General features: G+C 73.3%; 30 protein-coding genes and 4 tRNA genes. 21 read left to right on the top strand and 13 right to left on the bottom strand.

The features are described 5' to 3' along the window. The 5 genes from NUM_RS30380 to aroA form a co-directional block, all read left to right on the top strand. A partial coding sequence (locus NUM_RS30380; protein ID WP_370467085.1) for a hypothetical protein occupies window positions 1-387 on the top strand: 387 nt, incomplete at its 5' end. Between the two features lie 333 nt (window positions 388-720). After that, a complete protein-coding gene (locus NUM_RS30375; protein ID WP_157034974.1) occupies window positions 721-894 on the top strand; it encodes a hypothetical protein in 174 nt (57 codons plus the stop codon). 385 nt (window positions 895-1,279) lie between these two features. After that, window positions 1,280-1,798, top strand: coding sequence for a tRNA adenosine deaminase-associated protein (locus NUM_RS30370; RefSeq protein WP_030447754.1), 519 nt, complete (start codon window positions 1,280-1,282; stop codon window positions 1,796-1,798). A 29-nt stretch (window positions 1,799-1,827) separates the two neighbouring features. Next, window positions 1,828-2,250, top strand: a complete 423-nt coding sequence (locus NUM_RS30365; RefSeq protein WP_207128347.1) for a nucleoside deaminase — start codon at window positions 1,828-1,830, stop codon at window positions 2,248-2,250. Between the two features lie 70 nt (window positions 2,251-2,320). Beyond that, on the top strand, window positions 2,321-3,613 hold the full coding sequence (gene aroA, locus NUM_RS30360) for a 3-phosphoshikimate 1-carboxyvinyltransferase (protein WP_207128346.1): 1,293 nt from the start codon (window positions 2,321-2,323) through the stop codon (window positions 3,611-3,613). A 103-nt stretch (window positions 3,614-3,716) separates the two neighbouring features. Here aroA and deoD read toward each other — a convergent pair whose 3' ends face one another. The 4 genes from deoD to NUM_RS30340 all read right to left on the bottom strand — a co-directional run bounded on the left by deoD (window position 3,717) and on the right by NUM_RS30340 (window position 6,180). Then, the gene (gene deoD, locus NUM_RS30355; RefSeq protein ID WP_207128345.1) at window positions 3,717-4,430 is read right to left on the bottom strand and encodes a purine-nucleoside phosphorylase; all 714 of its coding nucleotides are present in this window, start codon (window positions 4,428-4,430) and stop codon (window positions 3,717-3,719) included. A gap of 98 nt (window positions 4,431-4,528) precedes the next feature. Beyond that, window positions 4,529-4,615, bottom strand: a tRNA-Ser gene (locus NUM_RS30350). Between the two features lie 45 nt (window positions 4,616-4,660). Then, window positions 4,661-5,776 carry a pyridoxal phosphate-dependent aminotransferase gene (locus tag NUM_RS30345; RefSeq protein WP_207128344.1) on the bottom strand — a complete coding sequence of 372 codons (1,116 nt, stop codon included), beginning with the start codon at window positions 5,774-5,776 and terminating at the stop codon, window positions 4,661-4,663. Between the two features lie 170 nt (window positions 5,777-5,946). Further along, window positions 5,947-6,180: a DUF2795 domain-containing protein gene (locus NUM_RS30340; protein ID WP_207128343.1), complete on the bottom strand. Its 234-nt coding sequence runs from the start codon at window positions 6,178-6,180 to the stop codon at window positions 5,947-5,949. A gap of 251 nt (window positions 6,181-6,431) precedes the next feature. Here NUM_RS30340 and NUM_RS30335 point away from each other — a divergent pair, with 251 nt between their 5' ends. Then, a complete protein-coding gene (locus NUM_RS30335) occupies window positions 6,432-6,896 on the top strand; it encodes a DoxX family protein (protein ID WP_207128342.1) in 465 nt (154 codons plus the stop codon). 143 nt (window positions 6,897-7,039) lie between these two features. Here NUM_RS30335 and NUM_RS30330 read toward each other — a convergent pair whose 3' ends face one another. Then, on the bottom strand, window positions 7,040-8,230 hold the full coding sequence (locus NUM_RS30330; protein ID WP_207128341.1) for a S53 family peptidase: 1,191 nt from the start codon (window positions 8,228-8,230) through the stop codon (window positions 7,040-7,042). 16 nt (window positions 8,231-8,246) lie between these two features. After that, window positions 8,247-10,232 carry a hypothetical protein gene (locus NUM_RS30325; protein ID WP_207128340.1) on the bottom strand — a complete coding sequence of 662 codons (1,986 nt, stop codon included), beginning with the start codon at window positions 10,230-10,232 and terminating at the stop codon, window positions 8,247-8,249. 441 nt (window positions 10,233-10,673) lie between these two features. Here NUM_RS30325 and NUM_RS30320 point away from each other — a divergent pair, with 441 nt between their 5' ends. From NUM_RS30320 to NUM_RS30305, 4 genes are all read left to right on the top strand, one after another. Beyond that, the gene (locus NUM_RS30320) at window positions 10,674-11,723 is read left to right on the top strand and encodes an ABC transporter substrate-binding protein (protein ID WP_207128339.1); all 1,050 of its coding nucleotides are present in this window, start codon (window positions 10,674-10,676) and stop codon (window positions 11,721-11,723) included. A gap of 104 nt (window positions 11,724-11,827) precedes the next feature. After that, a complete protein-coding gene (locus NUM_RS30315; RefSeq protein ID WP_207128350.1) occupies window positions 11,828-12,553 on the top strand; it encodes an ABC transporter ATP-binding protein in 726 nt (241 codons plus the stop codon). Further along, on the top strand, window positions 12,543-13,475 hold the full coding sequence (locus tag NUM_RS30310; protein WP_207128338.1) for an ABC transporter permease: 933 nt from the start codon (window positions 12,543-12,545) through the stop codon (window positions 13,473-13,475). Before NUM_RS30315 ends, NUM_RS30310 begins: the two co-directional genes overlap by 11 nt. Before the next feature lie 102 nt (window positions 13,476-13,577). Beyond that, entirely contained in the window at window positions 13,578-13,910 is a 333-nt protein-coding gene (locus NUM_RS30305) for a cupin domain-containing protein (protein WP_207128337.1), read from the top strand. A 70-nt stretch (window positions 13,911-13,980) separates the two neighbouring features. Here the strand turns inward: NUM_RS30305 and NUM_RS30300 are convergent, their stop codons facing one another. Both NUM_RS30300 and NUM_RS30295 read right to left on the bottom strand, forming a co-directional pair. After that, entirely contained in the window at window positions 13,981-15,363 is a 1,383-nt protein-coding gene (locus NUM_RS30300) for a TIGR01777 family oxidoreductase (RefSeq protein ID WP_207128336.1), read from the bottom strand. A 53-nt stretch (window positions 15,364-15,416) separates the two neighbouring features. Continuing rightward, window positions 15,417-16,292: a phytoene/squalene synthase family protein gene (locus NUM_RS30295; RefSeq protein ID WP_225918946.1), complete on the bottom strand. Its 876-nt coding sequence runs from the start codon at window positions 16,290-16,292 to the stop codon at window positions 15,417-15,419. Window positions 16,293-16,510: 218 nt separating this feature from the next. Between NUM_RS30295 and idi the strand changes: the two genes are divergently transcribed. From idi to NUM_RS30270, 5 genes are all read left to right on the top strand, one after another. After that, window positions 16,511-17,053: an isopentenyl-diphosphate Delta-isomerase gene (gene idi / locus NUM_RS30290; protein WP_207128335.1), complete on the top strand. Its 543-nt coding sequence runs from the start codon at window positions 16,511-16,513 to the stop codon at window positions 17,051-17,053. 247 nt (window positions 17,054-17,300) lie between these two features. Further along, on the top strand, window positions 17,301-18,086 hold the full coding sequence (locus NUM_RS30285) for a polysaccharide deacetylase family protein (protein WP_207128334.1): 786 nt from the start codon (window positions 17,301-17,303) through the stop codon (window positions 18,084-18,086). Between the two features lie 237 nt (window positions 18,087-18,323). Beyond that, a tRNA-Glu gene (locus tag NUM_RS30280) sits at window positions 18,324-18,396 on the top strand. 20 nt (window positions 18,397-18,416) lie between these two features. Continuing rightward, window positions 18,417-18,490, top strand: a tRNA-Asp gene (locus tag NUM_RS30275). Window positions 18,491-18,818: 328 nt separating this feature from the next. Further along, a tRNA-Phe gene (locus NUM_RS30270) sits at window positions 18,819-18,895 on the top strand. A 324-nt stretch (window positions 18,896-19,219) separates the two neighbouring features. Here the strand turns inward: NUM_RS30270 and NUM_RS30265 are convergent. Together NUM_RS30265 and NUM_RS30260 are read right to left on the bottom strand one after the other, a co-directional pair. Continuing rightward, window positions 19,220-19,600, bottom strand: coding sequence for a hypothetical protein (locus NUM_RS30265; RefSeq protein WP_207128333.1), 381 nt, complete (start codon window positions 19,598-19,600; stop codon window positions 19,220-19,222). Then, complete coding sequence (locus tag NUM_RS30260; protein WP_207128332.1) at window positions 19,597-20,193, bottom strand: histidine phosphatase family protein; 597 nt, start codon at window positions 20,191-20,193, stop codon at window positions 19,597-19,599. The genes NUM_RS30265 and NUM_RS30260 overlap by 4 nt, the downstream gene beginning before the upstream one ends. 332 nt (window positions 20,194-20,525) lie before the next feature. Between NUM_RS30260 and NUM_RS30255 the strand changes: the two genes are divergently transcribed. The 5 genes from NUM_RS30255 to NUM_RS30235 all read left to right on the top strand — a co-directional run bounded on the left by NUM_RS30255 (window position 20,526) and on the right by NUM_RS30235 (window position 23,615). After that, a complete protein-coding gene (locus NUM_RS30255; RefSeq protein WP_207128331.1) occupies window positions 20,526-20,873 on the top strand; it encodes a hypothetical protein in 348 nt (115 codons plus the stop codon). Further along, a complete protein-coding gene (locus NUM_RS30250; protein ID WP_207128330.1) occupies window positions 20,870-21,448 on the top strand; it encodes a MerR family transcriptional regulator in 579 nt (192 codons plus the stop codon). Before NUM_RS30255 ends, NUM_RS30250 begins: the two co-directional genes overlap by 4 nt. A gap of 25 nt (window positions 21,449-21,473) precedes the next feature. Continuing rightward, the gene (locus NUM_RS30245; RefSeq protein ID WP_207128329.1) at window positions 21,474-22,361 is read left to right on the top strand and encodes a phosphotransferase; all 888 of its coding nucleotides are present in this window, start codon (window positions 21,474-21,476) and stop codon (window positions 22,359-22,361) included. A 43-nt stretch (window positions 22,362-22,404) separates the two neighbouring features. Next, entirely contained in the window at window positions 22,405-22,905 is a 501-nt protein-coding gene (locus NUM_RS30240) for a GNAT family N-acetyltransferase (protein WP_225918945.1), read from the top strand. 104 nt (window positions 22,906-23,009) lie between these two features. Continuing rightward, on the top strand, window positions 23,010-23,615 hold the full coding sequence (locus NUM_RS30235) for a DUF4240 domain-containing protein (protein WP_207128327.1): 606 nt from the start codon (window positions 23,010-23,012) through the stop codon (window positions 23,613-23,615). Window positions 23,616-23,825: 210 nt separating this feature from the next. Here NUM_RS30235 and NUM_RS30230 read toward each other — a convergent pair whose 3' ends face one another. Continuing rightward, the gene (locus NUM_RS30230; RefSeq protein ID WP_207128326.1) at window positions 23,826-24,350 is read right to left on the bottom strand and encodes a GNAT family N-acetyltransferase; all 525 of its coding nucleotides are present in this window, start codon (window positions 24,348-24,350) and stop codon (window positions 23,826-23,828) included. A 108-nt stretch (window positions 24,351-24,458) separates the two neighbouring features. On the opposite strand from NUM_RS30230, the gene NUM_RS30225 reads away from it, so the two are divergent. Next, on the top strand, window positions 24,459-25,196 hold the full coding sequence (locus NUM_RS30225) for an aminoglycoside adenylyltransferase domain-containing protein (RefSeq protein ID WP_207128325.1): 738 nt from the start codon (window positions 24,459-24,461) through the stop codon (window positions 25,194-25,196). A gap of 43 nt (window positions 25,197-25,239) precedes the next feature. Here the strand turns inward: NUM_RS30225 and NUM_RS30220 are convergent, their stop codons facing one another. Together NUM_RS30220 and NUM_RS30215 are read right to left on the bottom strand one after the other, a co-directional pair. Next, complete coding sequence (locus tag NUM_RS30220) at window positions 25,240-26,043, bottom strand: MerR family transcriptional regulator (protein WP_207128324.1); 804 nt, start codon at window positions 26,041-26,043, stop codon at window positions 25,240-25,242. 128 nt (window positions 26,044-26,171) lie between these two features. Then, on the bottom strand, window positions 26,172-26,696 hold the full coding sequence (locus tag NUM_RS30215; protein WP_207128323.1) for a hypothetical protein: 525 nt from the start codon (window positions 26,694-26,696) through the stop codon (window positions 26,172-26,174). Window positions 26,697-26,808: the final 112 nt, after the last annotated feature.

Here is a 26,808-nt window from a genome sequence, read left to right as displayed (position 1 = left end):
TGGCCGGCGCCCGGCCCCGGCGTCGACCCGCGCAGCGCCCGCCCGGCGTGGCCGCGCCCCGGGGTGCCCTGGACGCCGGTGGCGATCGGCCCGCCCCGGCCGTACTATCGCGAGCCGCATCCGATCCGGGCCCGCTCGGTGTGGGCCGGCATCGGGTCGACCGTGGTCTGGTTCGGCATGTTCGCCGCGATCAGCTGGTCGGCCCGGGCGTACGCGTGGAGCACGCTCGGCGCCGCGGCGCTCGCCCTGCTGGCCGCCATCGCGCTGCTGCGGTACGGCGACCGCGGTGTCGCGGTCGGGGTGGCCGCCACCGCCGGCTGCTGCCTGGGTATCGCCGGGATCGTGGTGGTCGTCAGCGCTTTCACCGGGCACTGGCTGCTTTGGTGATTTTGCCGCGCTGATCCGTTGCACCCTCTAAGGTCGCGGTTCTGGGGAGGTCCTGCGCGCGGGGGTCGTCGAGCGTGTCCTCGCAGCCAGCCGGCTGCGCTGTGAAGCACGTTCTGGCAGCAGCGCCGCGCCGTGTGCGGCGGCCTTTCCCGCGCGGACCTCGCGGACCGCTATTCGGAGGTGTCAGTGGAACGGCCGTGTCCGGCCGGGACCGCGACGGACGGTACCGGAACCAACCCGGCAGGTTGCCGGATGCGTACCCACCGTGTGGGGTCGACTGCAAAACCACGCCCGGACTTGACGCTGGCCGCGCCGGCCCGGCACATTCGCGGAATGCCCCCCATGAAGTTGCAGCGGCTCGACCCTGAGCGGCGGCGCCGGCGACTCCAACTGCTCGCCGAGCTGTCCGACGCGAAGGCGCTCCGGGACCGGGTCGCCCCCCGTCGGGCCCAGGTCGACCGGCTGCGCGAACTGATCGCCACCCGTCGCCGCCGCGAGGCCGTCTAGGGCCCCGCCGAGGCCCGGCCCGCGGCCTCGCGGCCACGGGCGTCGTCTCTCGGCCGGCCACCGTCGCCGGCCGCACCGTGTCCGTCGTTCGGCCCGGACGCGGGCATCCTCGTACCCGCGGTTCGCCGGTCCGCCGGTCGGCCGCCGGTACCGTCGTCGACCGCGTCGGGTCGCCGGCGAAACAGAACCCGGCGCGGGGTCTGCGTTCCCCGCGCTTCGGTCTACGATTTCGCTGTGGTCGCACCGCCGGTCAGTGACCTGCCGTACATCCGACGGCCGGGCTGCTGACGGCACCGGGCGCCCACACACAATCTCCGTGAGACGTCGACTCGGTGTTCCGCCGGGCCGGGCGTCGATCATCTCCTACACGTGCCCCGGGGGGATCGTGTCGTACTTCGCTGTCGCGGCGGCTCGCGGACCACGCGACTGGGCTGTCTCCGAGTTGGATCTGGGTCGGCCGGCCGACCTGGCGGACGTGGAGGACGTCGCCGACCTGCTGCGCGACGTGGACGTCGACGCGTCCGTGTCGCTGCTGTTCGTCGAGGTCGACGACGAGTACCTGGCGGTGCTGCGCCTGGACGAGGGCGAGGACCTGCGGGTCTTCGGCTCGGACGCGGCGTTCGTGGACGAGTCGCCGCTCGGCGCCGTGCTGCTGGGTGACCAGGACCGGCACGACACGATCGAGCTGCCGGACGAGGACGACGACTACGAGGCGCCGGAGCAGCCGGCCGGCAACGCCGACGACATCGAGCCGGTCGGCGACTCCGACCTGCTCGCCGACCTGGGCATCTCCGGGCAGAAGCTGGTCGAGCTGTGCGCCGGCGAGGGCATGATGCCGAGCGACGTGACGACCGAGATCTGCGCGGTGCTCGGCTGCGCCGACGCGGTCGAGGAGCTGCGCTGAGCCTGCCGCCCGCCCGTCATCCGGCGCTGATGCGACGCGCGCTCGCGGTGGCGGCGGCCGCACCGGCCGGCGACGTACCGATCGGGGCCGTCGTCGTCGACGCGGACGGGGTCGAGCTCGCCGCGGCGGCCAACGAGCGGGAGGCGGTCGGCGACCCCACCGCGCACGCCGAGGTACTCGCGTTGCGCCGGGCCGCGGCGGTGGCCGGCGAGTGGCGGCTGACCGGCTGCACGCTCGTCGTGACCCTGGAGCCGTGCACGATGTGTGCCGGCGCGCTGGTCCTGGCCCGGGTCGACACGCTGGTGTTCGGCGCCTGGGACCCGAAGGCCGGCGCGGTCGGTTCGCTCTGGGACGTGGTCCGCGACCGCCGCCTCAACCACCGCCCCGAGGTCTACCCCGAGGTACTGGCGGACGAGTGCGGCGCCCTGCTGCGCGCCTTCTTCGGCCGCTGACCTGCGTCCCCACGTGGGACGTCGCGGGGCCGGTGCGGGCCGGGTCCGGTGCCGGCGGCACCATGGGTGCATGACCGACCGCGAGGTACGGGCCGTCGTACCGCTGTCCGCGCCGCCGGACGCCGAGGTGCCGGCACCCGGCTCCAAGAGCGTGACGAACCGGGCGCTGCTGTGCGCCGCGCTCGCCACCGGTACCAGCACGTTGACCGGCGCCCTGTTCGCCGACGACACCGCGGCCATGGTCGGCGCGCTACGCGATCTCGGCGTCGCGGTGGACACCGACGAGTCCGCCGCCCGGATGGTGGTGCACGGCGTCGGCGCGGCGATCGGGGCCGGTGCGGGGGCCGGTGCCCCGGCCGTCACGGTGGACGCCCGGCAGTCCGGTACCACCTCGCGGTTCGTGCTGCCGGCGGCGGCGCTGACCGTGACACCGGTGGTGGTGGACGGGTCGGCGCAGCTGCGGGCCCGGCCGTTCGGCCCGCTGCTGGATGCGCTGGTCGAGCTCGGTGCCTCGGTGCGGCCGCTGGATCGCCCCGGGTACCTGCCGGTCGAGGTCGCCGGTCCGCTGACGGCGCGGGAGGTGACCATCCCGGGCCACCTGTCCAGCCAGTTCCTGTCCGGGCTGATGCTCGCCGCGCCACTGCTGCCGGACGGACTCACCGTCCGGGTGGCCACGCCGCTGGTGTCCGTGCCGTACGTGCGGATGACCGGCCGGGTGATGGCCGCGTTCGGTGCGGCGGCCGACGTCACCGAGACGCTGGTGTCGGTGCCGGCCGGTGCGTACACGGCGAGCGAGTACCCGGTCGAGCCGGACGCGAGTGCCGCCTCGTACCTGTTCGCGGCGGCGGCGCTGACCGGCGGGCGGATCACCGTGCCGGGGTTCGGCGCCGACCCGCTGCAGGGGGACGTGGCGTTCGTCGACCTGCTGGCGAAGATGGGTGCGCAGGTGGAGCGCGGCGCGGACGCGATCACCGTGCGCGGCACCGGCACGCTGCACGGCATCGACGTCGACATGGCCGACATCTCCGACACCGCGCAGACCCTGGCGGCGGTCGCGGTGTACGCGGACTCGCCGACCCGGGTGCGCGGGATCGGCTTCATCCGGGGCAAGGAGACCGACCGGATCGCCGCCGTGGTCACCGAACTGCGCCGGGCCGGCCTCGACGCCACCGAGGACGAGGACGGCTTCACCATCCATCCCGGGCGGCCGCGGCCGACGACGTTCGAGACCTACGACGATCACCGGATGGCGATGAGCCTGGCACTGCTGGGCCTGCGCAGCCCGGGCGTGGCGATCGCCGACCCGGGCTGCGTCGCCAAGACCTTCCCGACCTACTTCGAGGTGCTCGACTCGCTCCGCTGACCGGTCCGCCGCCTCGCTGGCTGGCCGAGCCGTGCGGCGGTCATCGCGCCCGGCCGTCGACTCACCTCGCCCGGCCGTCGGCGTGCCGGGCGAGGCTCGGCGGTCAGGACTCGGCGGTGACCGTGTCGAGGGCGATCTCGACCATCTGGGAGAACGAGCGCTCCCGGTCGGCGGCCGGCAGTGCCTCGCCGCGGACGATGTGGTCGGACACGGTCAGCAGCGCCAGTGCCCGCACGTCGAACTTCGCGGCCAGCGTGTACAGCGCCGCCGCCTCCATCTCCACCGCCAGCACGCCGTAGCCGGCGAGGCGTTCCGGCAGGTCCGGCCGGTCGGTGTAGAACACGTCCGCGGACAGCACCTGGCCGACCTTGACGTCGATGTCACGTCCGGCCGCCGCGTCCACCGCGCCGCGCAGCAGGCCGAAGTCGGCCACCGGGGCGTAGTCGATCATGCCGTCGAACCGCTGCCGGTTGATCGCCGAGTCGGTACTCGCGCCGATCGCCGCGATCACGTCCCGCAGCTGCAGCGAGTCGGCCAGCGCGCCGCAGCTGCCGACCCGTACCAGCGTCGTCGCGCCGTAGTCGTTGATCAGCTCGTGCGCGTAGATGGAGATCGACGGGATGCCCATCCCGGATCCCTGCACCGACACCGGCACCCCGCGGTACGTACCGGTGAAGCCGAACATGTTGCGCACGGTCGAATAGCAGGTCGCGTCGGTGAGGAAGGTCTCCGCGATCCACTTCGCCCGCAGCGGGTCGCCGGGCATCAGCACCCGTTCGGCGATCTGCCCGCGCTCCGCCCCGATGTGCGTACTCATGATCACTCCAGTCCTCGCGCTGGTCGGCGCCGCCGACCGGAAAGCAGAAGGCCGGCGCACCGCCGCGGAATCACCGCAACCGCACGCCGGCCGACCGGCGGTGGTGGTGGGATTTGAACCCACGGAGGGCGTGAACCCTCACACGCTTTCGAGGCGTGCTCCTTAGGCCGCTCGGACACACCACCGCGAAGGACTGTACCGGATGGGTCCGAGCCGGCTCCAATCCCCCGTCAGGCGCTGGCCGCCGCGACGTCGACGGCGTCGGCGAGGCGGGACAGCGCCTCGGCGAAGTCGGGCTCGGGCAGGTTGCCGAAGCCGAGCCGGAACACCCGGTCCGGCTCGCCGAAGGTGGCGCCCGGCTCGACGCGGGTGTCCAGTTCGGCCAGCCGCGCGTGGAACGCGGGTACCGCGGCGTCCGGGATCCGTTCCGGGGACAGCCGGACGCAGCACAGCGCGCCGCCGTCCGGCCGGACCAGATCGACCGGCACGGTGTCGACCCAGCTCGACAGCATCGCGAGGGTGCCGGCGAGGAACGCGGCGCGCGGCGCCAGCAGTTCGCGCTGCCGGCGCAGTACCGCGGCGCCGAGCACCTCGTCGATCCGGGCGCCGGACAGCGCGGTGACGAACTTCGCGTTCCGCAGCTGCTCGTACAGGTCGGGGTCGGTGCAGGTGAGCCAGCCGAGCCGGAGCCCCGGTGCGCCGTGCGCCTTGGACAGCGACGAGCAGGTGAGCACCCGGGGCGAGCGCGTCGCCGCGGACGGCGGGACGGGCGCGGTGCCGTAGGTGGAGGCGCGGTACGTCTCGTCGAGCAGCACGACCGCGTCGGGTGCGGCGCGCTCGGCGACGGCGGCGAGCAGCGCGGCCAGCTCGTCGTCGGTGTAGCGCACGCCGGCGGGGTTCTGCGGGGAGGCGAGCGAGACCAGCCGGGTCGCCTCGGTGAGCCGGTCGGCGACGGCGCCGATCGGCAGCCGGTACCCGTCGTCGAACCGGCCGGACACCACCTCGACCTCGGCGCCGAGCCCGGCCGGCACCGTACTGGTGGGCGGGAAGCAGGGGCCGACGACGAGGACCCGGCCGGGGGCGCGATCGAGGGCGAGCAGCGACATCGCGCCGGCGGCACCGGTCGTCACCAGGACCTGCTCCGGCCGTACTCCGGTGTCGGCGGCGATGAGCGCGCGCAGCTCGGCGTCGCCGGGCGAGGTGCCGTAGCCGAGCGTCAGCGCGGCGAGTTCGGCCGGGTCGACGATCTCGTCGACCCGCAGCGCGGGACAGGTGCTCTCGGCCAGGTCGTACCGGACCGAGGTGTCGATCAGGTTCGACATCGTACTGAGCGGAAACCGTGCCATGGCGCCGATCCTGACGGCCGGCTCCGAGGCCGCCAAGAGCCAATCCGGGCTGGCTGGCTCCCGCGCTCCCGCCGGCCGGGCGCGGTTCCCCGACCGCCCGGGGGCCCGCTACGGCCGAGCCGAAGGACGTCCGGGCGTGCGGCGGTGTTGCCGCCGGCGGGTTGCGGGGCTCAGCGGGTGATCGGGACCTCGGGGAGGTCGGTCCAGAGCTGGCGCAGTTCGGCGTACGGGCGGTCGGGCAGGTCGCCGAGCACCGCGAGCAGGGCGGGCCGGGCCCCGGCGGTACGGGCGGCGGCGAGCAGGTCGTCGCGGGTCGCCGGGCCGGCGACGAACGCGGGTTCGACGTGGTCGGCGATCTCGATCCGGGTGACCGTGGTGGCGTCGGTGGCGAGCGCAAGCGTCATCGGAACTCCGTACGTAGCAACGGATCCCGCCGTCGTAGCGGGCGACGGTGGGTGGGGGAGTGCGGCGCGGGTCGGTGGCCGTACTGCCGGGATCAACGACGTGCCAGCGGTTTTGGACGCGCGGGGGTTCGCCCGATCGGAGTGCCGGCGTCCCCGGCGTGACGGCGGACACCGCAATCTAGCCATTGACAAGATGTAGTCGATCGGGGAATCTAGCCAGTGTAAAGATCGCTCGTCGGAGGGGGAGAGTCGTGGCACCGTTCGTCGTACTGCTGGTCGTGACCCTGGCGGTGCGCCTCGCCGGCGCCCTCGGAGTACGGCCGGCCCGGTCCTGGCTCGTCGCGCTGCGCGGTGGCGTGGCCGCGATGTTCGTACTGACCGGCGTCTCGCACTTCGTCGGGATGCGGGCCGAGCTGATCGAGATGGTGCCGGCCGGGCTGCCGGCGCCCGGCCTGCTCGTCACCGTCTCCGGGGTGCTGGAGTTGCTCGGCGCGGCGGGCGTGCTGTGGCGGCGGACCGCACCGCTCGCAGCGGGTTGTCTCGCCGTGCTGCTGCTCGCGCTGTTCCCGGCGAACGTGCACGCCGCCCTGGCCGGGCTCAGCGACGCCCCCGAGGACGCGCTGCTGCCGCGCACCCTGATGCAGCTGGTGTTCCTCGCCGCGACGATCGCGATCCCGCTCGACCACCTGCGCCGCCACCGCGCCGCCACCGCCTGACGGCTCGGGTCTGGCGCCCCTGCGGCGCCCGCGCCGTACCGCCGACGTGGGGCGGCCCCGGTCCTGGCGAGGGGACCGGGGCCGCCTGGTGCGGTGTGTGGTTGCGGCACGGTGCGGTGCCCCAGCGGCACCGCACCGTGCGGTCACTGGAAGGGCGTGATGCCCTTCGGGGTACCGAGGCCGGTCGGCCCGTCGTACCCCTTGACGCCGGTGCACAGGTAGTCGCCGCCGCAGTACCCGTTCGACCCGCCGACGGCGTCGTGGAACGCCTTCGGCTCGCCGTACAGCCGCTTCGGGGTGACGGTGGACGGGTGACCGGCCAGCGCGATCACGCCGGCGACGAACGGCGACGCGGCACTGGTACCGCCGACGACCAGCCAGCCGGCGTCCTCGCCCAGCTCGTACGTGTCGTAGACGGCGACGCCGGTGTCCGGGTCGGCGACCGCGGACACGTCCGCGACGGTGCGCATCGAACAGTTCCGGTCCTTCTGCCAGGACGGCTTGTCGAGGTACGCGGAGCAGCCGCTACCGGCGCCGGACCAGGCGCTCTCCTTCCACCCACGCGCGTTCTTCGCCTTCTTCAGCGAGGTGCCGCCGACCGCGATCGTCGCCGGCAGTACCGCCGGGAACGCCGCGGCGACGAACCCGTCGTCCCCGGACGACACCGTGATCGGCACACCCTTGTGCGTGTAGTAGTGCGCGTAGTCGGCCATGCCGTTGAACTCGTCGGTGCCGTAGCTGTTGGACACCACCGAGGCGCCGAGCTTGACCGCGGTGTCCACCGAGGTACCGAGCGCGTCCAGGCTGGCGTCGTCGCCCTGCACCAGCAGCAGCTTGCAGCTGGGGCAGGCGGCGGACGCCATCTGCAGGTCCAGCGCCGACTCCACGCCCCAGCCGGAGTCCGGCTCGGGCAGCGGCGACGTCTTGCCCCGCTGGTTGACGATGCGCAGGCAGCCCGACTTCACCGTGCACGCGGGCAACCCGTACTGCTTGCGGTAGATGGCGAGGTCCTTCTCGGCGGTCGGATAGCCGTACGCGTCGACGATCGCCACCGTGCCGGTGCCGCCCTTGGCGGGCAGCCCGTACGCGGCGCGCAGGTCCTTCGCGCCGAACCCGTCCGGGGTCGCGTCGGCGTGCACCGCGTTGCGCTGCATCCGCCCGGTGCTGCGGTACTCGGCGAGGCAGCGGGCCTCGCCCGGGCCGGCCACCGAGCACGCCGCGCGCAGCCCGGTGGTCGGTGTCTGCGCCGAGGCCGGGTTGGCCGCGGCGACCATCCCGACGGCCAGCGCGGCGAGCGCGGCGCCCGCCAGCGTGCGGCGAACCGTTCTGATCATCGATCCCTCCTCGAACTCAGGACTGCGCGACGGTGGCCGCGGCGTGCACGATCTGGGTGACGGTGGCGTGGGTGGAGTCGGATGCGGTGACCTTGAGGGTCATGGGGTGTCCGGCGGTGGTGGCGGGGTTGTTCCAGTGCGCGCGGAAGGTGCCGGCGCCCAGGTCGTTGACCTTGGCCGTGGTCCAGGTCTTGCCGTCGTCGAACGAGACCGACACGGTGGCCGACTCGACCGGTACCCGGGGGGCACCGGCGGAGTGGTCGACGGTCAGCGTGAGGGTGTTGCGGCCCAACGGGATCCGCCCGTCCAACCCCTGCGTCAGCTGGTAGTGCGGGAGCAGCAGGGACACCGGCGAGCAATGCGTGGTGTCGCCGTCCGCGCCGCAGCCCCACCGGTCGGTGGGCACGGTGGTCGTGCCGGAGTGCGCGGAGCTGAACGTCCACTCGCTGTGCGACGCCGTCGACTGGCCGGTCCACGGCGCCTTCCGGGTCTGGTCGTACGAGATCCGGTAGTTCTTGCGCGCCGCCGGTACGGCGATGTCCGCGCCGGTCACGTCCTTCTGGTCGACCAGCCGGGTACCGCCGGAGAACAGCTGGAAGCGCGAGGTGGAGACGGTACCGGGCTGGCTCGGGTCGTCCAGGTAGCCGGCGTGGTCGGGGGTGGAGTCGCCGACCGGGGCCAGCGCGATCGACAGCGTGTCGTCGATCCGGCAGGCGCCGCAGAAGTACGGCCCGACGCCGGTGTCGGCCGGGATCGTCGGCGCCAGCGGCCCGCGCAGCCAGTCCACCCTCTCGTGCTGGCCGCCCCGGAACACGTACGAGCCGGACTGGAACGTGCCGCCGAACGACTCGTCGGACATCGACGCGTCCATGATCGCCGAGTAGGTCAGGTCGGAGCCGCCGGTCAGGTACTCGGTGCGGCGCATCGGCTGCGGCAGCGGGATCCCCGTCCGGAACTGGAACAGTTCCCAGGACGGCGAGTCGAACCAGACGCTGTCCCCGGTGCGCGGCTTGTCGGCGTAGTAACTGGTGTTCAGCGTGGCCAGGCTGCCGGCGGTGGCCTGGTAGTGCTGGTTCGCACCGATCGCGCGATCGCTCGGGAAGATCACGTCGTACAGGTACGGTTTGGCCGCCGAGGCGGGCGAGGTCGACGTCTCGTGCACGTAGAAGTGCTGGATGCCGACGCCGGCCGGACTGGTGGAGAGGCGGATCGGGTGCCCGGCGTAGGTGCTGACGCCGGACTCGAGCGAGTAGTCCTCGCTGGAGCCGCGGGCCCAGGTGAAGTCGACGGACTGCGCCTCGGCCGGTTTCGGTGTCGTCACCGACACCTCGTGGGTGGCCCGGCGCAGGTCGACCGCCGTACTGGTGGCCTTGCCGGCCACGGTGAACTGCCCGAACGACATCCACTCGCCGGTCAGCTCACCCTGGTCGTCGGCGGTGTAGTAGTACGCCATCAGCGCGTAGTGGCCGTCCGGCACGCTGATCCGCGCCTCGCCGTTCACCGCCTCCGGGAACGCGACGTACTTGCGGGAGTCGTCGACGTTGATCACGCTCAGGCTGGCGTCGTCGACCGGCTTGCCCTGCGGGTCGGTGACCTTGATCGTGGCCGTACGCATCGGGAAGTCCGGGTGCGCGACTCCGCTGCCCGGCGTCACCCCGGGCCGCCCCGCCACCAGTGCCGACACGTCGAACTGCGCCAGCCGGTAGCTGCCGGTACCCAACTCGTGCAGCGCGGTCGCCGGCACCACGTAGGTGTCGGCGCCGTACCGCTGGGTCAGGTACGTGCGGTGCGCGGTGCCGGCCGGATGCGCGGTGCGGACCCGGCCCCGCGCGTCGGTGCCGACGACGACCCGGTCGCCGGTGGGCAGGGTGACCCGGGTGGTACGGGCGTGCCCGGCGCCGGTGCGGTCGATGGTGAGGGCCGGTCGCGCGGTCGGCCCGGCGACGGCGGGTAGGGCCGCGGCGGTGGTGCCGAGCGCTGCCGCCGCGGCCAGGGTCGCCACGGTGGCGGCTCGTCGGCCGCGGTGCGGTCTGCGTGCTGGGGTGGTGTGTGCTGGCATGAGTCCTTCCCCGTGTGTCGAGCGACGACAGGTCGCTGCCGGGTAGTGGTAACGGAACCATAGATGGGCAAGAAAACCCTTGTAGGACAACGGATCCCGCCGTCGAGGCAGCGACGGGCACGGGTCGCCGAGCGCTCCACCTCGGGCCGCCGTGGAGTCGCGTCGCGATCGTGCCGTCACCTGTCCAGACGCACAAAGTGCCTGAAAAGTTGATTGGTCCGGCGGATTCTTTTCGCTTCTTGTGAATTGCCTATGAGCTGGGCCACACTTCGGTCGTCGTTCGGTTGCTCGGGCGTGTCGCCGAGACCACGCCGATGTCCGGTTGACGAGCAGCGCCCGGTCGCGCATTCTCTATAAAACCGATCGAGTTTGAGGGATAAGCCGATGACCGCACGCCGTCGCCTGTTCGCCGTGACCGCCGCCGGACTGCTCGGGCTCGCCGGACTGGCCGGCTGCTCCTCCGGTTCCGGCTCCGCCACCGACGGCAAGACCACCCTGCGCCTCGGCTACTTCCCGAACGTCACGCACGCGGTGCCGCTCGTCGGCATCGGCACCGGCCGGTACGCCAAGGCGCTCGGCTCCACCGCCACCCTCAAGCCGACCTCGTTCAACGCCGGGCCGGACGCGGTCACCGCGCTGCTGTCCGGCTCCATCGACGCCGCGTACGTCGGGCCCAACCCGACCGTCAACGCCTGGGCGCAGAGCCACGGCAGCGCGGTCGAGGTGATCGCCGGCGCCGCGTCCGGCGGCGCCGCACTGGTGGTCGACCCCAAGATCAAGAGCTGGTCGGAGCTGACGGGCGCCGACATCGCCACCCCGCAGCTCGGCAACACGCAGGACGTGTCCGCCCGGTACTTCCTCAAGCAGCACGGGCTGTCCACCACCAAGTCCGGCGGCGGCGACGTGCACATCAAGCCGATGGCCAACGGCGACGCGGTCACCGCGTACAAGTCGGGGGCGATCGACGGCGCCTGGATCCCCGAGCCGTACGCGTCGCAGCTCGTCGGGGCGGGCGGCCACGTGCTGGTCGACGAACGTTCGCTGTGGCCCGGCGGCAAGTTCGTCGTCACCGACCTGCTGGTACGCAAGGACTTCGCCAAGGCGCACCCGGACGTGGTGACCCGGCTGCTGCGCGGCCAGGTGCAGACCGTCGACTACCTGAAGAAGGAGCCGGCCGCCGCGCAGCAGGTGGTGTCCGAGCAGATCGGCACGGTGTCCGGCAAGCCGCTCGACCCCGCGCTGGTCAAGCAGGCCTGGCCGAAGATCGAGTTCACCAACGACCCGCTCGCCGACACGCTGGTCGCCGGCGCCAGGCACGCCGAGTCCGTCGACCTGCTCGACCCGGTCGACCTGAAGGGCATCTACCAGCTCGACCCGCTGAACAAGGTGCTCAGGGCCGCCGGCGAACCCACCGTCTCGGCAGGCACCTCGTGACCGCCACCCGCGGTACCAGCGCCCCCGACGTCCGGCAGACCGACCCGGGCCCGGCCGGTGCCGGCCCGGGCCCCGCGAACGGCACGGCGGTTCCGGCGGTACGGATCGAGGCGGTGAGCAAGGTGCACGGACGCGGCGCCGGCGCGGTACTCGCGCTGGACGCGATCTCGCTCGACGTGGCGCCCGGTGAGTTCGTCTGCGTGGTCGGCGCCTCCGGCTGCGGCAAGTCGACCCTGCTGTCGCTGGTCGCCGGGCTGGACGCGCCGACCGCCCGCACGCTCACCGTGCCGGGCCGGCCGGCGCTGATGTTCCAGGAATCCGCGCTGTACCCGTGGCTCACCGTCGCCGGCAACGTCGAACTCCCGCTCCGGCTCGCCGGCGTGGGCCGCGCCGAGCGCCGTGAGCGCGCCCGCGAGCTGCTCGCCTCCGTCCACCTGGCCGAGTTCGCGCAGCGGCGGCCGCACCAGCTGTCCGGCGGGATGCGGCAGCGCGTGGCGCTCGCCCGCACCCTGGCGCTGGACAGCCCGGTACTGCTGATGGACGAGCCGTTCGGTGCGCTCGACGCGATGACCCGCGACCTGCTGCACGACGAGCTGGAGACGCTCTGGCGGCAGCGCCGGCCGGCGGTGGTCTTCGTGACCCACAACGTACGGGAGGCAGCCCGGCTCGGCGATCGCATCGTGCTGCTGTCCAGCCGTCCCGGCCGGGTCGTCTGGCAGACCACGGTCGACGCGCCGCGGCCGCGCCGGATGGACTCGCCGGAGACCGCCGCGGTCGCCGCCGAGGTGACCGACCGGCTGCGCGCGGAGGTACGTCGCCATGGCCACTGACACCAACCACGACGGCGTCCGCCCGTCCCCGGTCGGTCCCGCCGCCTCCGCCGGCCGTGCGGCGACCCCCGGAGGTACCGCGGGCGGGTCCGGGCAGGAGCTGTCCGGGCTGGACGCGCTGGAGCTGGCCGGTGCCGGCCGGGACCGGTGGTGGGCCCGGGTCGGCCGCGGCGCCTGGCCGAAGCTGCTGGCCCTGGCCCTGGTACTGGTCGGCTGGCAGCTCGTCGTCTGGTCCGGGTGGAAGCCCGACTACCTGCTCCCCGGCCCGGTGGCGGTGGCCCGCGGGCTGGCCGACATCGTGCCGACCGCCGACTTCGCGTCCGCGGTCGCCACCACGATGCGCCGCGCGGTGACCGGGTTCGCGTTCGCCGCGGTGGTCGGCTTCGTGCTGGGCATCCTGGTCGCCCGGATCCGGGTGCTGCGCGCCGCGATCGGCTCGATGATCACCGCGCTGCAGACCATGCCGTCGATCGCCTGGTTCCCGCTGGCGATCCTGCTGTACCAGCTGACCGAGGGGGCGATCGAGTTCGTCATCGTGCTCGGCGCCGCGCCCGCCATCGCCAACGGCGTCATCGCCGGCGTCGACTACGTACCGCCGGTGCTGGTGCGGGTCGGCCGCAACCTCGGCGCCCGCGGCGTCGGCCTGTACCGGCACGTGATCGCGCCGGCCGCGCTGCCGTCGGTACTGGCCGGGATGAAGCAGGGCTGGGCGTTCGCCTGGCACAGCCTGATGGCCGGCGAGCTGCTGGTCACGATCGCGAACCGGCCGGCGCTCGGCCAGCTGCTCGGCGTCTACCGGGACCAGTCCGACTCGCTGCACCTGATCGGCATCATGCTCGTCGTACTGGCGATCGGCCTGATGGTGGACGCCGGGTTCGGCGCCGTCAACGGTGCGATCCGCCGCCGCCGCGGCATGACCTGACCCCGGCGCGCCGCGCGGCCGGCGGGCAGTTGGCCGCGTTCGGCGTGCGGCGGCCGGTCGCGGCCGGTACGGTCGGCGTCGGACCGCCGGAGGGAGTCGGGCATGGAGAAGTCGTCACTCACCGCCCTGGCCCGCGAGCAGCTGGCCGCCGCGCTGCGGTCGGCGAACGGCCGCAGCGCGTCCACCGTGTACGGCGGGCACGAGCGGCGGCTGCGCCAGACGGTGATCGGGCTGGCCGCCGGCGAGGTGCTCAGCGACCACGACAACCCCGGCGAGGCGACCGTGCTGGTGCTGTCCGGCCGGATCCGGCTCGCCGCCGACGAGGTGTCCTGGGACGGTGCGGAGGGCGACCTGATCAACGTCCCGCACGCCCGCCACAACGTCACCGCCCTGGAGGACTCCGCCATCCTCCTCACCGCGGTACCGCTGCGCTGACCGCGCCGCGCGGCCGGGCCCGGCGCGGGCACGCGCGGCCGGGCGGGGCCGGCACCAGCGGCGCGGGCGGTCAGGTACGGCCGAGGACGTGGCGCAGGCACGACTCCAGGTCGGGCTGGCGGAACCGGTAGCCGGTGTGTGTCAGCACGTCGGGCCGCACGTTCTGGCTGGCCAGCACGGTCAGCTTCGCACCCTCGCCGCCGAGCAGCAGCCGCGGCGCGAACGCCGGTACCGGCAGCACCGCCGGCCGGTGCAGCACACCGGCCAGCGTGGCGGTGTGCGAGGCGTTCGTGACCGGTGCCGGCGCGACGCCGTTCACCGCGCCGGACACCTCGTCGTTGGTCAGCGCGTGGTGGAAGATCCCGACGATGTCGTCGATCGACACCCAGGACAGCCACTGGTCGCCCGGGCCGAGCCGGCCCCCGGCCGCGGCCAGGAACTGCGGCAGCTGGTACCGGAGCATCCCGCCGGCCGGTGACTGCACCACGCCGGTGCGTACCTGCACGACGCGGACGCCGGCCTCGCGCGCCGGCCCGGCCGCCGCCTCCCACTCCCGGACCAGGGTGGCGAGGAAGTCGGTACCGGGGCCGGACTGCTCGTCGACCCGCTCGGCGCCGCGGTCCGCGCCGTAGTACCCGATCGCCGAGCCGGACACGAACACCCGCGGCCCGGTGCCCTCGCGCCGCAGCGTGACGAGCGTCCGGGCGAGCAGCCCGGTACCGAGGATCCGGCTGCGGCGCACCGCATCCTTGTGCGCGTGGGTGAACCGGCCGGCGATCGGCGCGCCGGCGAGGTTGACCACCGCGTCCGCCGACCGCAGCGCGGCCGGGTCGAGCGAGGCGCGTTCGGGGTCCCAGTACACCTCGTCGGGGACCCGCGGGGTGCGCCGGACCAGCCGGATCACCCGGTGCCCGCCGGTGGTCAGGAACGCGGTGAGAGCCTGCCCGATCAGCCCGGACGCCCCGGCCACCGCCACCGTGAGCGGCGGGCTGCCGGCTGCGGCGTGCGCGGCGAGATCGTCGGCGAGCTGCCGGTGCCGGTACGCGAACATCCGGCGCAGCCGCGCCTGCACCTGCCCGGCGGCGAGCTCGCCCGCCGACCCGAGCGGCAGCTGGTACGACACCTCGTCGCGCAGCCCGGTGCCACCCTCGGCGTCGTCGAACACGTGCCGGTGCCGCCAGCTGTCGAACGGCCCGGAGATCTGCACGTCGGTGAACTCGTGCGGCGGTTCCAGCCCGGTGTGCCGGGCCACCCAGCGCGGCGCGATCGAGGCCGGCGGGCCCGCGAGCCGGAGGATCGCCTCAGCGCCCTCGGTCAGATCCGGCGCCTCCTGCGCCACCGTGACCGGCTCCCACGGCGGCAGCAGCCGACGGATCGCGCCCGGCCGGGTGTGCCAGTCGAACACCTCCCGCACCGGATGTGGCAGCGACGTCTCGGCAGTGAACCTGTGCACAGCAAACCCCCAACCGCGGACTTCTCAGTCTGCCCGCTCCCGGCCCCGCCCGATCACCAACCCGCCAGGTTCGTCCCGGCGGCGAGGCGGGCGAGCTCGCGGGCGGCGACGGCGGCGCGGTGCCGGCGGGGGACCCGGGCGCGACGGGACAGGACGTCGAAGTCCGCGCGGGCCACCTCGTCCAGGATCCCCCGGTACAGCACGGCAGCGGCGCGGATGCCGGGCCGCGCCGACCGGCTCAGCAGCTCGATTCCGGGCATCGCCGCCTCGTACAGCTCGTGCGCGCGGGCGACCTCGAACGCGATCAGCGCCCGTACCGGCTCGTTCGCGGTCGGCGCGGCCAGCATCGGCCGGGTCACCCCGAACCGGGCCAGGTCCTCGCCCGGCAGGTACACCCGGCCGCGGTCGACGTCCTCGCGCACGTCCCGGATGAAGTTCGTCAGCTGGAACGCCACCCCGAGCCCGCGCGCCGCCTCCCGCGCCTCGGCGACCGGGACCCGCTCGGTACCGAGGATCGGCAGCATCATCGACCCGATCGCCGCAGCCGACCCCGCCATGTACCCGCACACGTCGGCCCAGCTCGGGTAGTCGGTCACGGTCAGGTCCATCGCCATGCTGGCCAGGAACGTCCGGAAGTCGGTGACGTCCAGGTCGAACACCCGGATGGTGTGCAGCACCGCCGGCAGGATCGGATCGGTCACCGGCCCGCCGGCCAGGCCCGCCTCGAACCGGGCGGTGAACCCGCGCAGCGCCGCCTCCCGCGCCGCGACCGGGCCGCCGCGGTCCACCGCGTCGTCCGCGTACCGGCTGAACCCGTACAGCGCGTGCACGTGCCGCCGCTTCCACCCCGGCAGCAGCATCGTGGCCAGGTAGTACGTCCGGCCGTGCCGCCGGTGCAGCGCCCGGCACCGCCGGTACGCGGCGTCCAACGGCTCCCCGCCGCCCGGCCCCGGCACGTCCCCTGACGTGCCGTCCGGCTCCAGCCCGCGTACCGACACCTCGCCCGGCCCTCCCGTCGCCCCCGACGATTCTCACGTACCCGCCGGATCGGTGTTGCGGCCCCCGGCCCGGCGCGGGCGGTAACGTCGCCTCCGGTACCAGGCGTCGGGCCGGGCCCGGCGCGCCGCGCGACGAGCCGGGAGCGAGCATGCCGGAAAACCGGGAAGTACACCCCGTCGAACTGGTCGACGCGGCAGGCCGGGCGATCGGCACGTGCACCGTGGCCGAGGCGCACACCCTGCCCGGCCGGCATCACCGCGCCTACTCGGTACTGCTCGCCGGGCCGGACGGGGTGCTGCTGCAGCGCCGCGCCGCGGCGAAGACCCGGTTCCCGCTGCGCTGGTCGAACACCTGCTGCGGCCATCCGGCACCGAACGGCGACCTGGCCGCGTCGGCGGCGCAGCGGCTCGCCGAGGAGATGGGCGTCACCGGGGTCGAGCTGCACGAGGTCGGCGAGTTCGACTACCGGGCCGAGGACGCCGCCACCAACCGGGTCGAGGACGAGCACGACCACGTCCTCGTCGGCTACGTCGACGGCGCGACCCCGGAGCCGGACCCGGCCGAGGTGGGGCAGTGGCGCTGGGTGCCGCTGCCGGAACTGCGGGCGGCCGTCGAGGCCGACCCCGACTCGTACACGCCGTGGCTGCCCGGCGTCCTGCACCTCGCTGAACCCGCCGTCCTCAACACCTGAGCCCGGCACTCCGGCCGCGCCGTACCCCCGCGGCGGCGCGCGGCTGAGGTGCGGAACACCTGAGGCGCTGGCCACCCGAGTACCCCCGCGTCGTCCGGCGTGCGTCGCGGGCGCTGCTGACGCTGCGCGGTTTCCCTGCCACACGACGCATCCGGCGTGCCAGCAGCCAAACATTCCGGCACGTCGGTCGCGTGCCGACGCGTTCTAACCTGACCCCGGGGATGGCTAACCGGACGGGGTGGGGCAGATGCGGCACCGTTGGCGATTGGTGGTGGCGGCGCTGGGGCTGACGCTGCTGCCCGCGGGATGCGGAAGCGCACCCGCGCGGGCCGGTGGGCCGGCCGCCGCCCGGCCCCGGTCGCACTCGCCGTCGCCGACCGCGAGCCCGTCACCGAGCGTGCAGGCCGAGCTGGTCAGATCGACGGCGCTGCCCGGCGGCGGCGACGGCCCCAGCGGGTCGCTGCGCACCACCGGGACCTCCGCGGTCGCGCTCACCTTCGACGACGGCCCCAGCCCGGTGTGGACGCCGAAGGTGCTCGCGTTGCTGAAGCGCTACCACCTGCACGCGACGTTCTGCCTGATCGGCGAGCAGGTCAAGGAGTACCCGAAGCTCGTCGCCCGGATCGTCGCCGGCGGCCACACCCTGTGCAACCACTCCTGGGACCACGACGAGTTCATGTACCAGCGCTCCACCACGTACATCCGGTCCGAGCTGACCCGGACCGACAAGGCCATCCGGAAGGCCGCGCCCGGCGCCACCGTGCGTTACTACCGGCAGCCCGGCGGGAACTGGTCGAAGCGCATCGTCCGGGTGTCCCGTCAGCTCGGCATGGCGCCGCTCGACTGGTCCGTCGACCCCTCCGACTGGAAGCGCCCGCCGGCCAGTTCGATCGTCGCGAACGTGAAATCCAACACCGGACACGGGTCGATCGTGCTGATGCACGACGGCGGCGGCGACCGCTCCCACACGTACGCCGCGCTGCGCACCCTGCTGCCGTACCTTTCCCGCCGGTACGACCTGATTCGGCTCTAGGGCGTGTCTTCATGACTCCGCCCGGGCAAACGGGCCCGGCGCAGCCGGGTGGCTGGCTATCCGGGTCGCTGGCTATGCAGACACGCCCTCGGTTTGCGGGTGTCGGGGATCGGATTTGGACGGTGGGGCGGCGTCACGTATGCTTGCGTCGCTTCCAACGGCAGGCCGGCGGAGGTGCTGGGACCGGTTGCAAGGTGCCGTGGTGGTTCTGCCATCATGGTTCAGCAACAGCCAAGCGCCCTCATCGTCTAGTGGCCCAGGACGCCGCCCTTTCAAGGCGGTAGCACGGGTTCGAATCCCGTTGGGGGCACGACCGGGTCTTCCGGACCAGGTCCCGTGGAGCAGTTGGAGTGCTCGCCGCCCTGTCAAGGCGGAGGTCGCGGGTTCAAGTCCCGTCGGGACCGCCGACTGGCCGGCGCATGTTCGCGGAAAGCGCGAACGTGCGCCGGCTTGGTGTTTTCTGGGGGCGCAGCCCCCAGACCCCGCGCCGGAGGGGGCTCCGCCCCCCGGCACCCCCCGGGCTCGTGTCACCGTTCGCTGTCGGCTTGTTCGCCGGAGGGGCTTCGCCCCCCCGGCCCCCCTGAGCTCGTGTCGCCGTTCGCTGTCGGCTTGTTCCCGGGGGCTGTGCGTCGGGCTGGTGTGTGGGCGTGGTGGGGCCGGGGCTCTCGGTGGGTGCGGGAACCGGGTGGGAGGCCGACGGGGTGGGCGGGTACGATGTGGCGAGCATGCTGCGGTCAGGTAGCTCAGTTGGTACGAGCGTCCGCCTGAAAAGCGGAAGGTCGGCGGTTCGACCCCGCCCCTGACCACCACGAAGGACCAGGTGTTTTGCCTGGTCCTTTTGGTCTCTAGGCGCTCATGAACCGCGTTGCGAGTGCCTGTGGACGACGGTGATTCCGCTTGATCATCTGCCCTTGGGACACGCGGAGGGCACGCCGACCTTGGTCTTGCAAGGTCCATGCTGATCATGGTCGGGTGTGTGACGGCGTCGGTCTATCGCATGCGGTGACCGCCGTTGCTGGCCGACGGCCCGCCATGCCGCTGTCTTGGCTGTACGAGTCGACGCTGGCTGCTGGCCTCCACGATCCCTCGACCTCGCCATCATCGGTTGGCGGTTCTGAGCGCTTGTCGAACGATCAGCCCGTGGGCCCTGCCTTGCCGATGCCGGAACGAGTGCGACCTTGCTGGAGATCGAAGCACCCGAGGCTCATCTCAGAGGCGAGTCGAGCAGCGTCGGCGGAGATCGCAACGGCGTGAGCCGAAGTGATGGGTAGACAGACGATTGGCCCGTGCACCTCGGTGATCAGATCGCCAACCGCCCATGGTGCCGATGCCGTGTCAGCGAGGTCGCCATGCCGCGCGACCAGCGCTTCGACGTAGGTACGGATGCGGTCTCTCGGTGCGTGCCCCTGACCATCGAACTCCAGGTATGCCTCCGCCAGCCGTTCGAAAGCTGCTTGTGCCGCGTCACCGTCGGCAGGTTGGTCTCCTTCCCAGACCGCCAGGTCGTAGCTCACGGACACCGAGCTTGCTGCCCGTCCCTTTTCTCGTCGAGGAGTGGGGCGCGCGGTGTGATGGTGAGGGCCGTGGGGGTGAAGTGGAGGTTCCACCAACCGCCGCGGTCGGGCGTGGCGCTCGGCGGTGGTACGGCGTAGATCGCGCAGAGCGTCGACAGGAGTACCGGAATCAGGTCGCCGTGGGATGTGGCCACCACGCGTCCGCCCGGGTGGTGCTCCGCGATGGTCAGCAGGGCGCGTACACCTCGACCTGCGGCCCAGGCGCCGGCGACCGGTTCGGCGACCGGCGCGAGGATGCCGTGTTTCCAGGTACGCGGTTCGGCGAAGTCCTGGGTGTCACGGAGCTCCGGCAGTTGCTCGACGGACAGCCCGGCGGCGCGCGCCAAGGGCCGGACCGTCTGGATGCAGCGCAGCATCGGACTCGACCAGATCGCCACGACGTCCGTTCCGATCCTGCTGGCCAGGTCCACAGCCTGCCGGTGTCCCGTCTCCGCCAGAGGACGTGCGATGGGGTCGCCGGGCCAGTCGGCGGGACGTACCGAAGCGCAGTGCGGCACCAGTTCCAGCGTGAGACCGGCCAGCGTCGGGATCATCCGTGCGACGTTAGCCGGGTACATCATGTCCGAATGCGGGCCGCGGGTGCTCAGAGCAGGGCGCCCGAGGTGCCGATCGGGGGCGGGCCCAGGGCGACGCTGGCCAGGATCCCATCCACGGTCCGTTCCAGGGACCAGATGGCCGGGACGATCTGTTCAGCCACGAAGTCGAGCGGAACCGGTGGCGAAGTCCGGACCCCGAGTTGCCCCGGAGTACGACGAGGCCGGTCCGTGTGGTCCCGGTGATCGGCACCTTCGGAACCTATCCGGCGGAAGATCAGTCCGGTTCTCGGGTTGCAGTCGGTACCTGGGTACGGGTTTACCGTCGAGGTATGAAGGACCGGGTCATGACGTGGGTACCGGACGCGTGCACGCTGCCGACCGTGGACCAGCCGTTGCGGCTGGCGGAGTTCGACGACGTGTTCGCCGAGTCCGGGCGGTCCGTCGAGCGGTCGGCCGAGACGGCGGTACGGGTCGAGTTCGAGCCGGCCTCGACGGTGGCGGCGCGGCTCGCCGACCTCGCGATGCGGGAGAGTTCCTGCTGCTCGTTCTTCGACTTCACGCTGCGGATGTCGGACGCCCGGCTGCTTCTCGACGTCGAGGTACCGGCCGCGCACGTCCCGGTGCTGGACGCGCTCGCCGCCCGCGCCGCCGAAGCGATGGCGGGCGAACGGGCATGACCGGCCCGCTTCGACTCACGCAACTCGGCGTCCACCAGCAGACCCCGCAGCTCCGGCAGGTCGGCATCGCCCAGCGGGCCGAGCGATCCGGGCGGGTCGGCTCCGACGAGCAGACCCCGCGGTCCGGGCAGGCCGGCGTCGATCAGCGGGGCCAGCGGTTCGGGCGGGGCGGCTCCGAACAGCAGACGCTGCGGTCCGGAGAGGTTGCCGCGGCGGCCGGGGTCAACCAGCAGACCCTGCGGTACTACGAGCGCCGCGGGCTGGTCGCCGAGCCGGCGCGGACGCTGGGCGGGCACCGGCAGTACCCGGCCGAGACCGTACAGTTGCTGCGCACCATCAAGTCGGCGCAGCGTCTCGGCTTCACGCTCGACGAGATCGCCGACCTCGTTGCGGTGGGGCGGCGGCACGCCGGGCCGCACCGGCTCGCCGCCACCAAACTGGCCGAGGTCGAGCAGCGCATAGCCGACCAGACGGAGATCCGCGACACGCTGCGGGAGGCGGTCGCCGCCGGCTGCGACGACCTCACCAGCTGCGCCGCAACCCCCCGCTGCCCCCTCCCGTACGCCGGTTCCTAGCCGCTGGCGGCGGTACCGTGCCGGGATGGCGGTACCGCGGCTGGACGCGGAACGGTGGGTGGAACAGCTGAACGCCGACACGGGTGTCGGGCTCACCGTGCTGTCCCGGGCCGAGCACGGCGACTCCGGTGGCGCCGCGTACGTTCGCTGGCCGGACGGTCGGCCGGGCGTCCTGACCGTGGCGCCCGGTACACCCGACCGGCTGCGGCGGATCGGCCGGATCCTCGACCTGATGCGCACGAACGGCATCCCGGTGCCGCGGTACGAACTGGTCACGGTCACCGGCGGGCGCACCGTCGTGGTGCAGGAACGGCTCCCCGGCCAGCCGGCGCGGCACATCACGCGCGGCATCGTCGACGCGATCGACGAGCTGTCCCGGCGGTTCGTCGGGCTGCTCGCGGAGCATCCCGAGGTGCCCAACCCCGACCTGCATCTCCGGATCGGCGGGCGGGTGCTGTGCCGGCACGACAGCCTCGCCCGGTACGACGACCGGAGCAGGCGGCTGCTGGCCCGGATCCGTGCGGTCGGCGCGACCGGCGGCGACCGGATGACCGGCGACGACGTGGTGCACCTCGACCTCACGCCGGGAAACATCCTGGTCGACGACGCGGGCGGGATCACCGGCGTCGTCGACTGGCACGGGTACAACGGGTTGGCGCGGGGTGATCGGCGGTTCGGGCTGGTCACGTTGCGGTTCGACCTCGCCTGGGGCACGGCCCTCGACCCGCGGTACCCGCCGGTCGATCCGGACGCGGTCGAACGACTCGACGCCCTGCTCGACTCGATCCCGCCGTCCACGCTGCGCCGGTACTGGGCGCACCTGAGCCTGCGCATGGTCGACTGGACGATCCGGCAGCACGGACCGTCCGATGTGGACCATCAACTCGCCTTCGCCGCCACCCGACTGCCCTGAGCCGGCCGGGGCCGATGCGACGATGGAGGCCGGAGGTGTTGGTGTGTTGCAGGGGTTGTTGCTCAGTGGGCGATTGCGGCTGGAGGCGGTCGTCGCGGCGGACGCGGCCCGGTTGTACGAGGCGTTCGTCGAGCCGGTGCCGCCCGGTGCGAGGACCGGGGCGTTCCGGTCGCGGGAGCTGTCCGAGCGGTGGGTCGGGCGCCGGATCGAGGAGCGGGACAGCGACGGGCTCTGCTCGTACGTGCTGCGCGACCGGGTGACCGGTGGCCTCGTCGGTACCTGCGGGGTACGGCGCGGGCCGGCCGCCACGGAACCCGAGCTCGGCTACCGGATCGCCGCGCGCTACCGCCGCCGCGGCCTGGCGACCGAGGCCGCGACGGCGGTCGTCGACGAGTGTCGGCGCGCCGGGCTCCACCGGGTCTGGGCCACCATCCGCCCGGACAACGTCGCGTCCCGCCGCGTCGTCGAACGACTCGGCATGCACCTCGCCGCCACCGACCAGGACCGCTCCGGCCCCCTCCACCGCTACACCGTCGACCTGTAGCGCGTCGGCGCGATCCCGCCCGGGGGCCGCGATTGCGGGACCCGCGCGGCGGAATGCCGAGAACGGAGTACCGTTCCGGCCGGCCGCGGCGGAAAGGCGTTCAGGTGGATGTCGAGAGGTTCTGGCAGGTCGTGGGGCAAGCTCGCGCGGCGGCCGGCGGCGAGGCCGACCGTGCCGTGACGGAAGGTCGATCCAGTGCCGTCGCCGAGGCGCTCGTGACGGAGCTGATGCGGCTGCCGCTGGCTGAGATCGCGGTGTTCGGGCGCCTGCTCGACGAGATCTGCGACCGGGCGAACAGGTGGAACCTGTGCGCGGCGTGCTGGCTCATCGAGTACGGGTTCCTGTCCGACGATGGGTTCTCCTCGTTCCGAGCCGGCCTGATCAGGCTGGGTAGAGCTGCATTCGATCAGGCTGTCCTCGATCCGGACTCGCTTGCCGCACATCCGGCGGTGCGGGAGGTCAGCGTCGGCGACGGTGACCGGTGGATCGGTGACGAGCAGCTCCTGTTCGCGGCTGCGAAGGCCTACGAGAACGTTTCCGGTGACGCCGACGCGTTCTGGGAAGCGGTCGAGTCGGCGCAGCACGTCACGGTCGTTCCGGCGCGGGATCCGTTGGCCGAGGACCGTTGGGACCTTCGGGACCGGTCGGAGTGGCGTCGCCGGCTGCCTGAACTCGACGCTCTCTTCGCATCACGCCGGCGGCGCCCGTGACGTCCCCGGCGCCCTACCCCATCGAGGTGCCGCAGGTCGGCGAGGCGGCGGTGCGGCTCGGGTGCACTTGCGGGCCTGGTACGAGGCGTACGACCGGGACGGGTGGAAGTCGACGCCGGGTGGATCGCGCAGCGCCTCGGGCATCTCGGCACGGAGGAGGGAGCCGCTCAACGTTCGCATGGTCCGGCCGGCCGGCGGCTCGGGGCCTCGCTAGCGGGCCGGCCAGTCGGCGGCGTGCAGGTGGACGGGGAGGTCGTGCGAGGTCGCGGTGCGTTCGAAGGGGAGCCCGATCTTGGTGGCGACGCGCTGGGAGGGCACGTTGTCCGGGCGGATGATCGCGACCAGCCGGGTCGCGCCGAGTACGTCCCGGGCGAAGTCGCGGCAGGCCGTCGCGGCCTCGGTGGCGAGGCCGCGGCCCTGCAGCTCGGTCCGTACGTGGTAGCCGACCTCCAGCTCGGTGACCCCGTCCACCTGCTGCGGGGTGAGGCCGCAGTCGCCGACGAACTCGCCGGTCCCGCGCAGCTGGACCACCCACAGCCCGTACCCTTCGTCGCGGTACAGCCGCTGGTTCCAGTCGATCCAGCCGCGGGCCTCGTCGCGCGTCTTGGGTCGCGGGTAGTACCGCATCACGGCCGGGTCGCCGAGCAGCGCGGCCAGGTCGTCCAGGTCGTCGCTGGTCATCGGCCGGAACGTGAGCCGTGCGGTCGGCGGCGGGGTGCGGGCTTCGCGGTCCATGACATCCTCCCGGCGTGGTCGAGCCCCGGCAGCGTAGCCGGCGGTCCGGCGCCCCTCACCCGGTTTCCCGGCCGCGCGGGGGCGGAGGGGACGGCTAGATTCGTCGCGGTGGACGAGGCGATGGAGCGGTACCTGTCGGGGCTCGCGGCGGCGGCCGCGCGAGCGCTCGGTGACGACCTCGTCGGCTGCTACCTGCACGGCTCGGCGGTACTGGGCGGGTTCGATGCCCGGCACAGCGACGTCGACGTGCTCGTGGTCGCGGCCGGTGCGACGAGTGCGGCGCAGCGGGCCTCGCTGACTGCGGGGTTGGCGGCGCTGCCCTGCCCGGCGGTCGGCTTGGAACTGAGCGTGGTGACCCGCGCCGCGGCCGCCGGACCGACCGCGGCGCCGCGGTTCGAGCTGCACCTGACCACCGCGCGGGACGACCCGAAGGTGGTCGACGGCCATGCCCGGGGTGGCGACCCAGATCTCGTGCTGCACTTCGCGGTCTGCTGCCGCGCCGGCCGGGTGGTGGGCCCGGGGCCGGCCGCGGCGGCCGTGTTCGCTCCGGTGCCGGCCGCGCTGGTGCTGGCGCAGCTGGTCGCCGAGCTGGGCTGGGCGGTCGGCCACGCCACCGGCGAGTACGCGGTCCTCAACGCCTGCCGGGCCTGGCGGTTCGCCGTCGACGGTGCCCTGGTATCCAAAGTAGACGGTGGGCGGTGGGCCCGGGATCGGGTCGGTGCCGCCGACCGCGCGCTGATCGCTGCCGCGCTGGCGCGGCAGCGACGCGAGGCTGCCGTGCGGCTGCATCCGGCCGCGGTCGCCGCGTTCGTCCAGCGCATCGGCGCGCACCTCACAGCACCCTGACACCGCTCGGCCGCGTCTCGCCCAGCACCACCGCGCCCCGAGTTCACTGCCAGGTCGCGGTGGCGGGGTCGACGCCGTGGGCGGCGGCGTTGGCGGCGATCGCCTCGGACAGCCAGCCGGCGAGGCCGGGCGCGAACCGCTCGTAGTACTCGACGTAGCCGGGGTCGGCGGCCATCATCCGGCCCAGGCACACGTGCATCGAGTGGGTGCAGTCGAAGTACGTCTCCATCATCGTGCGGTGCCGCTCGGCCAGGGCGTTCGCCTCGGCGGAGCCGGCCACCACGCCGGTACGGCAGGCAGCGGCCAGCTCGCCGGTCAGCTCCTCGATCGAGGCCGCCACGTTCCGCCAGTCGTCGGCGTCGAGCGCGCCGGCCCGTTCGGTGTACTGCTGCCACTGCACGGTGTCGCCCCACCGCTGCTCGGCCTCGTCGACCCGCCCCGGCTGCCAGTCCGTACCGAAGATCTCGACCTGTTCCTCGGCGGTCAACCGGATGCCGCGCCGGGTGGCGTCGAGCATCCGGTCGACCGCGGTGATCATCTCGTCGATCCGGGACCGCCGTGCCGCCAGCTCGTCGCGCTGCCGGCGCAGCTGGTCGCGCGGATCGGTACCGGGATCGTCCAGGATCGGGCCGATCTCGGCGAGCGGGAAGCCGAGCTCGCGGTAGACCAGCACCCGGTGGATCCGGGCCACGTCGTCGGCCGAGTAGACGCGGTAGCCGCCGGGGGTGCGCCCGCTCGGCCGGACCAGCCCGATGGCGTCCCAGTGGTGCAGCGTCTTCACGCTGACGCCGACCAGCGCCGCCGCCGGCCCCACCGTGTACCCGTCCGCCCGTTCCTCGGAGCTCATCCGCCCAGTGTGGCGCGGCGCCGCGGCCCGGCCGTACCGGGCGGTGCCGGCGGCCGGGTCACGGTGTTGGACCGATCCGGGCCCGTACGCGTGGGCCGGGCCGGCGAGCGGACCGCGGCGGGCGGCCGTCACGGTTGCGGGATGTCGAAGCCGCTGTCGCGCAGGTAGTCCGCGGTCGGGCTCGCCGGGTCGAGCGGGCGCGCGGCGGTGAACACGACCTGCTGCCGTTCCGGCGTGACGACGGTCAGCTCGACGCAGTTCCACGGCTTCTCGTCCGGGCCGCTGGTGCAGCCGGGCGCGAGCTGCTCGCACCGGTCCCGGGTCGGCCCGATCTCGCCGAGCACGCAGGAGAAACCGATCCGCCCGGCGGACGGCGCGGTGGCCGGCTCGCCCGGTACCAGCAGGACGTCCTGGAAGGCCCACCGGCGCAGGTGTACCACCTGGCCCGGCACGGCGAACAGCTCGACGAAGCCGAGCCCGCGTACCCAGAAGTCGGTCGACGCGGTGAGGTCGCCGGTCGGCACGCTCAGGTACGCGGGCATGCCGTAGATCTGGCGGCTGATCCCCGGTGCGGCGGCGTCCTCGGCCGGCACCGGTACCGGGCTGAGGTAGTGCTGTTCGTCGGTGCGCTCGGACACGCTGTTCTCGGTCATGCCCCGATCGTGGAGCCTCCTGCGACGTCAGGGTCAAGCGCCGGACAACGATCCCGCGCGGGGACGAACCACCCGCGCAGAGCGTGTCGGGGAACCCCCGGCCGAGCGGCCC

Source organism: Actinocatenispora comari (genome assembly GCF_017312725.1).
Classification (GTDB): Bacteria; Actinomycetota; Actinomycetes; order Mycobacteriales; family Micromonosporaceae; genus Actinocatenispora; species Actinocatenispora comari.
This window is presented reverse-complemented; position numbering and strand designations above follow the sequence as displayed.